The organism is Nostoc sp. DedQUE09, from assembly GCF_034530915.1.
GTDB lineage: Bacteria > Cyanobacteriota > Cyanobacteriia > Cyanobacteriales > Nostocaceae > Nostoc.
In genome coordinates this window covers 234,701-242,075 of the sequence record NZ_JAVRCE010000003.1, presented here as the reverse complement: position 1 = coordinate 242,075, position 7,375 = coordinate 234,701, and the positions used below count along the sequence as shown (strand labels likewise).

Below are 7,375 nucleotides of genomic sequence, written 5' to 3'. Positions count from 1 at the left end.
TTTGCAATTATACTTGGCTAGCCTTCTTTAGATTTACTTTATAAATAGTCTCTAATTACCCGATTTTACCAATACGAAAAGCTCTTCTCACTGATTATCTCCGAGTTCATACAAATATTTATTTGAAAAATATTGTTTTTAAAGCTTTAAATAAACATAATGAGATTAATAATTTATTACCAACAAACGGTGGTGAATGTGAAGGTTTAGAATTTTGCCTCCCTAGTTATTTATACGGCTTGGGAGGTTTACTAGAAGCAATAGATAACATGAAAAAGGGAGTATTAGAGCGTGCTTACTGTTTTACTCTACCAGGGCATCATGCACATACAGATTGGGGACATGGTTACTGTTTACTCAATCCTTTAGCAGCCGCAGCCAGATACGCTCAAACTCAAGGCTTTCAAAAAATCTTAATTGTTGATTGGGATATTCATCATGGTGATGGAACGCAATCAATTTTTGTTAACGATCAAAATGTTTACTGTATAAGTATACATAGTGCCACCGACCTTTATATGGCTAAAGCTTCTAATTTAAAAGCGGGTACAACTACAGTTGGACTTGCAGTTGGACACTGTAATATTCCTTTAATTCCACACAAATTTCCAGTAGAAATATTATCTAAGTTGAAAATAGATGGGAATTTTTATACAAGTTATGAAAGCTTAAATGCTTTTCAAGAAGCACTAGTAAAAATACCTTGGTTACCTGATTTAATTTTAATATTTTCTGGGTATGACTCACATCAAGATGATTGCGGAAAAGGAATTACAGATTGGACTAATCAAGAATTTCAATTGTTGACTTTGAAGGTGTTAGAGTTAGCTAAAAAATCATCAATCCCAGTGCTATCTAGTCATGGAGGTGGGTACAATTTGCCTGTAACTGTATCGGCTGCATTAAGTCATGTAGAAATTTTAGCAAGCTATTAAACAATTTTTTATGCGTCTAAACAAAGATTTTTTAACACTGTTTGACTGTCTCAAGCACAGATAGAGAAAGACTGTTTAATTCGTAACCGTCCTCCAAACCGAAAAGGATTCGCGGTGTAATTTTGAGGCAATAATCAGTCAGTATGGCGTAATCGTGGGGCTAGATACCCTTCACATTTTATCTGTTCACATTCGCCCAAATCTACTCAGTGATATAAGGCTAACGGTAGCTGGTTGCTCACTGACAAATCAATCTGTAGATAGATACACTTTGTATAATGTGTTGTCACAGTTTCACTTGTTCTGCTGAGACAAAGTTTTGCGATACGATCGCCCTATTCAAGTATTGGGTAGGGGGAGATATGGCTCAAAAGCCAAAATTTTGTATAGTACAAATGTATGATTTGTTAGCCCTAATCCTAGATATTTTATAATTCTATGACACAGATTAAGCCTGAAGTAAAGCGCACAGAAGAATTGCGCCAGTTGTTGCAACAAGCAAGCTTCGCTTATTACGTCCTAGATGCTCCAATCATGGAGGATGCAGTCTATGACCAGTTATATCGAGAATTGCAACAACTGGAAACTCAATATCCAGAATTGACAGCACCCGATAGCCCGACTCAGCGCGTAGGTGAGAGGCCAGCAACGCAGTTTACCTCGGTGCGGCACAATATCCCCTTGTACAGTCTGGAAAATGCATTCAATATTGATGAGTTGCAAGCATGGGATCAGCGTTGGCGGCGACAAGTACCAAAAATAGATTCAGTGGAATATGTCACTGAACTGAAAATTGATGGTTCTGCTTTGGCTCTTACTTACCAAGATGGCATTCTAGTTAGAGGCACAACTAGGGGTGATGGGGTGACGGGTGAAGATATCACCCAAAATGTGCGGACAATTCGCTCAATTCCCTTACGTTTGAATTTTGAAGGTTTAGAAATTCTGGAAAGGGTGGAAGTACGAGGCGAGGCGTTTTTGCCGTTGGAAGTGTTTAAACAAATCAACGAGGAAAGGCAAAAAGCAAGTGAGCAATTATTTGCCAATCCCCGCAATGCCGCAGCTGGTACACTCAGGCAATTAGACTCTCGCATTGTCGCTAAACGGCGGTTAGATTTCTTTGGCTATACCCTGCACATTCCTGGTAGAGATGACACCAGTATTGCCAATACCCAATGGGAAGCGTTGGAGTTGTTGGAAAAGATGGGTTTTCGAGTCAACCCCAACCACAAACTCTGTGCTTCGATCGCAGAAGTGGCAAAATATTATGAATACTGGGATACGGAACGGCTGAATTTACCCTACATGACTGATGGGGTAGTGGTGAAGCTGAATTCTTTTAAACTTCAGGAACAGCTAGGATTTACGCAAAAATTTCCCCGTTGGGCGATCGCTTTAAAGTATCCAGCGGAAGAAGCACCTACCCGTGTGGAAAATATTGCTGTAAATGTTGGGAGAACAGGGGCATTAACGCCATTAGCAGAGATGCGCCCAGTGCAACTGGCGGGGACAACAGTTTCCCGTGCAACTTTACATAATAGCGATCGCATTACTCAATTAGATATCCGCATTGGCGATACTGTCATCGTCCGCAAAGCTGGGGAAATCATCCCAGAAGTGCTGAGGGTAATCAAAGAACTCCGTCCCGCTGACACTGAACCTTTCGTTATGCCCACCCATTGCCCAGTCTGCGGCCAATTGGTGGTGCGAGAATCAGGTGAGGCGGTGACTCGGTGCGTCAATGCTTCGTGCGCAGCAATTCTCAAAGGTTCCATTGAACATTGGGTAAGTCGTGATGCCTTAGATATTAAAGGTATGGGCGAAAAGTTGGTATATCAACTCGTTGATAAAGGTTTGGTGCATTCCGTTGCCGATTTATATGAGTTGACAGCAGAGAAGTTATCTGCATTAGAAAGGATGGGGAAAAAGTCGGCAGAGAAATTAATCGATGCGATCGCTCAGTCAAAAAATCAACCTTGGTCAAGGGTATTGTATGGTTTAGGCATCCGTCACGTTGGCAGTGTCAACGCTCAATTGTTGACTCAGAAATATTTCACTGTAGACCAGTTAGCTACAGCAAAGCAATCAGATATTGAAGGTATTTACGGTATTGGTGGTGAAATTGCCCAATCTGTGTACCAATGGTTTCGGATTGATGCTAACCAAAAATTGATAGAACGCTTGCAAGCAGAAGGATTGCAATTAACTGCCACCGAGGAAACAAAAATAGTTGGTGACGGTAATCAAAAGTTTGCAGGTAAAACTTTTGTAATTACGGGAACATTGCCCACCTTGAAGCGGGATGAAGCGAAGGATTTGATTCAAAAAGCTGGGGGGAAAGTGAGTGATTCAGTTAGTAAAAAAACAGATTATTTAGTTTTAGGAGAAGATGCCGGTTCCAAGTTAGAAAAAGCAATTTCTTTGGGAATTGCGCAGTTAAGTGAGGGGCAATTATTAGAAATGCTTGAAGGTTGAAATCAGGTAAACTCCTAAAATGCTATATATTTTCTGAACGAATCCAGGCAATTAACCCATACTTATAAATCAGCCCAAAAGCATGACCGCGAAAACCTACATATCCCCGATTTCTCAAATAAGTTGGCGATATTATTTTTCAGGAACGATTCAGAATTGCTATAGCAAACTAGTTGGTTTTGTAAAATCGGATGATTCTCGTGAGGGCAATTGATGAATTGCCTCTACTCAAACGGGGGTAAGTTATTCGGGTCAATACCCTGAGATTGCAAGTAAGCAATCAGTCGTTCTTTTTGCTGACGTTCTTGTTCAGCGCGTTGGCGTTCTTGTTCAGCGCGTTGACGTTCTTGTTCAATCTGTTCTACAGCCCACGGTAACAAACAACCATCTCGATCCCACCAGCGCAACCAATACCCAGTGCGACCTTCTTTTGTTCCTTGCCAAGTTCCTAAAAATAAGCCCATTACATCAATCCAATGACGACCATTTTCGTCGGGTTGCTTTAACTCATAGCGCTTATTTTCCAGTTGATAATATTCTAATAAACCGCCATAAGGTTCAAAAATCACGTAAATGGGAATCTGCAAAATTTGCTCGTAGAAAAACCATTTTCCTGGTGGATAAGTTCGCTTGACTGAATATTCTCCACCCTCAGTATCGGATAAAAATTCGATAGCGATCGCCGGAATATCTCCTTCTAAATTGGGTGTATAACTTTTGCGGTTAGCCACCACTTGATTAACCGATGGCACATAAACCCAGTCTGGTGCTTTGGCAATAAATTGCTCGTTGACTGTCGCACAAAGACCAAAGTTTGAAGCTATCAACATCTGGGGTTGGATGAATCCACTGATTTCTAGGCTTTCACGCAAAGCACCAGCTAAAAGTGGCTGACCGGTATTCTCCACTGGTTCATCCTCTAGTTGAAAATCTTTGGGCAAGGCTTCCCAAGAGATTACCAGTTCTGTTGGTGATTTGGCTTGGCTGAGTTGGGTTGCCATAAAAACAGCACGAATTTATTCTCGATCTTATCGCAAGCGATACTAATATCATGTCCGCATAATTAGTTATACTAACCACAGTCATTACACCCCACCCCCAACCCCTCCCCGCTTGCGGGGCTACGGTGTACACACAAGTCGAATTACCCCCCTTAGTCCCCCCTTGTAAAGGGGGGAAACAAGAAAAATCCGGTTCCCTCCCCTTTACAAGCTACGGTGTACACACAAGTCCTAAAAACCTAGCTTGATAAGACTTTCCTGTTTTTCCTCGTTCCCAGTCTCCGACTGGGAATGCATTCATTGAGTCTCTGACTCAATATCTGACTGGAGGCAAAGCCTCTAAATCAGGCATTCCCATGCTCTGCATGGGAACGAGATCAACGAAAAAACAATGGAAAATCAAGCTTTTTTCGACTTGTGTGTACACCGTAGCCTTTACAAGGGGAGGGTTAGGGTGGGGTAATTCGATAACTTGTGTGTACACCGTAGGCTTGCGGGGAGGGGAGACAAAGCGCAGCTTTGGCGGGGTGGGGTTCTTCGGGTTTAATAAGCAATCAAGCGGACATGATATAAGAGCAAAAAAAGGGGCAGAAAACCCGCCCCCTATTTAACCAGGAAAGTAAAAATGCTCTAAAGCAGAACTTTAGCTAAAATCGGTTCCACACTCTTAGAAATTTCTGGCACATATACCTGTGAAACGTAGTCGGCAATCATCCTGTCGGTGTTGAATAACGGCGCATTCGTCTTAATGGACGTTTTCATCATTTGCACCCAACGGTGAGGAATACCTTGGGCATCTTGGTCATAGTATAGAGGAACGATTTCTTCTTCTAACAGCTGGTAAAGCGATCGCGAATCAATCCCATCTTGCAATTCTTGATCGCTAGTATGAGCATCTTCACCTATTGCCCAACCGTTAATTCCTTTGCCATCTGGCCCTGCTTGGTAGCCTTCGCACCACCAGCCATCCAAAACGCTGCAATTAAGACCGCCGTTGAAGCAGACTTTTTGCCCACTCGTACCAGACGCTTCCAAAGGACGACGGGGATTATTTAACCAAACATCCACACCTTGCACCAATTTTTGACCAGTGTAAATGTCGTAATCTTCAATAAAGGCAACTCGGTTGATAATCCCGGAATTGTGACACCACTCCATCAAGCGTTGGATAATCCGCTTACCTTCTTCATCGGCTGGATGCGCTTTACCTGCAAAGATAATTTGTACTGGACGTTGAGCATTACCAAAAATCTTCAGTGCGCGTTCGGCATCGCGCAAAATCAGATCCCCGCGTTTATAAGGGCTGAAACGTCTGGCAAATCCAATGGTCAACACATTGGGATCGAGTAGTTTTTCAGTTGCTTGAATGAGTTGATGATTTTCGCCACGCAACTCCCGTGATTTCTTTACCTTATAACGGGTGAAGGCAATCAATCTTTCTTTGAGAATGAGATGCCGCGACCACAATTCCTCATCGGGAATCTCGTCAACTTTAGCCCACATCTTGGGATCGACGGCGCGATTTTTCCAGTCTTCTCCCAAATATTCATCATATAAGTCACCTAACAGGGGTGCAGTCCAAGTGGGTGCATGAACGCCATTGGTAATGTAACCAATTGGTACCTTATCTTCCGATCGCTGTGGATAGAGAACAGTCCACATTTTACGGGAAACTTGACCGTGTAATTCACTCACGCCATTGCAAGCACGAGACATCCGCAATGCTAAAACGGTCATCCCAAAGGGTTCCCAAGGATCGCCCAATCGCCTTGCACCCAGCGCCAAAAATTGTTCGCGCGAAAGTCGCAATTGCGGCCAATAACTGGCAAAGAAGGAGTCGATTAAATCGGGTGAAAAGACATCATGACCGGCGGGAACGGGGGTATGGGTGGTGAATACACAACTGTTGCGCACCTTGGCTTCGATATCGTAGAAAGATTTGCCAGTCCGTTCAATTTCTACCCGCGCAACTTCTAAGGTGCAGAATGCAGCGTGTCCTTCGTTGAGGTGATAGACAGAAGGTTCAATACCCAAGGCGTGTAGGGCGCGAACTCCACCAATTCCCAAAACGACTTCTTGGGCGATGCGGGTTTCTAAGTTACCGCCGTATAGGTGTCCCGTTAGCCAACGGTCAATGGGATCGTTATCGTGGCGATCGCTATCTAATAAATATAAGGTGACTCGCCCAACTTGCACTCGCCAGATTTGCACTTTTACAACCCGTTGGCGAACTTGTAACTCGATAGTGACCGATTCCCCTTGCTCATTTTTAATTAACTCCAAGGGCATGTGGCCAAAGGGGTTGTCAATATAATAATCTTCTTGCCAACCTTGGCGGTTCAAGCGTTGCCGAAAATAACCTTGGCGATATAACAAGCCAACACCAACCAACGGCACACCTAAATCTGATGATGATTTCAAGTGATCCCCGGCGAGAATTCCTAAGCCGCCAGAGTAGACGGGTAGAGATTCATGGATGCCAAATTCGGCGCAAAAGTAAGCAATAGGATGCTCTCTGGATACTTGCGGTGCAACTCGACTAACCCAAGTATCTTGCTGGTTGATGTATTGGTCAAACTCACGCGCGAGGGCGGATATCTGCTTTAGGTAAAATGGGTCTTCTGCTAATTGCGTCAGACGCTCATAACTTGCCGACTCTAAAATTGCTACTGGATTATGCCCACAGCGTTCCCATTCTTGGGGATCAATTGTTTGGAATAGGGAGATGCGATCGCCACTCCAACTCCACCAGTAGTTATAAGCCAAATCTGCCAAACGTTTGAGCGGTGAAGGTAACTTTTCACTCAAGTGTCGTGCTGCGGTGATTGCACTGCTATTAGCCATACTAAATCTATGTCCTCGCGCTTAACTTTTTCTCTATGTATCGGGAACCGGGGAAGAAGCAAGGGAGCAGGGAGCAAGGGAGAATTTTCCCTTTTGCACCCTGCCCCGATGCCTCTTTTC

Annotated in this window: 4 protein-coding genes; 2 read left to right on the top strand and 2 right to left on the bottom strand. The window is 43.5% G+C overall.

Annotated features, from left to right (window positions below; translation table 11 throughout):
* Positions 1–44: 44 nt before the first annotated feature.
* Positions 45–935, top strand: coding sequence for a hypothetical protein (locus RMY27_RS03465; protein WP_322660455.1), 891 nt, complete (start codon positions 45–47; stop codon positions 933–935).
* A 438-nt stretch (positions 936–1,373) separates the two neighbouring features.
* Entirely contained in the window at positions 1,374–3,410 is a 2,037-nt protein-coding gene (gene ligA, locus RMY27_RS03460; RefSeq protein WP_322660437.1) for an NAD-dependent DNA ligase LigA, read from the top strand.
* A gap of 224 nt (positions 3,411–3,634) precedes the next feature.
* On the opposite strand, the gene RMY27_RS03455 is transcribed toward ligA, so the two are convergent.
* Positions 3,635–4,411: a Uma2 family endonuclease gene (locus tag RMY27_RS03455; RefSeq protein ID WP_322660435.1), complete on the bottom strand. Its 777-nt coding sequence runs from the start codon at positions 4,409–4,411 to the stop codon at positions 3,635–3,637.
* 630 nt (positions 4,412–5,041) lie between these two features.
* Positions 5,042–7,255 carry an alpha-glucan family phosphorylase gene (gene glgP / locus RMY27_RS03450; RefSeq protein ID WP_322660433.1) on the bottom strand — a complete coding sequence of 738 codons (2,214 nt, stop codon included), beginning with the start codon at positions 7,253–7,255 and terminating at the stop codon, positions 5,042–5,044.
* Positions 7,256–7,375 lie beyond the last annotated feature (120 nt).

Bases quoted from the DNA above. Each gene is read 5' to 3' on its own strand.
- ligA (WP_322660437.1), top strand. From the start codon at position 1,374: ATGACACAGATTAAGCCTGAAGTAAAGCGCACAGAAGAATTGCGCCAG.
- RMY27_RS03455 (WP_322660435.1), bottom strand. From the start codon at position 4,411: ATGGCAACCCAACTCAGCCAAGCCAAATCACCAACAGAACTGGTAATC.
- glgP (WP_322660433.1), bottom strand. From the start codon at position 7,255: ATGGCTAATAGCAGTGCAATCACCGCAGCACGACACTTGAGTGAAAAG.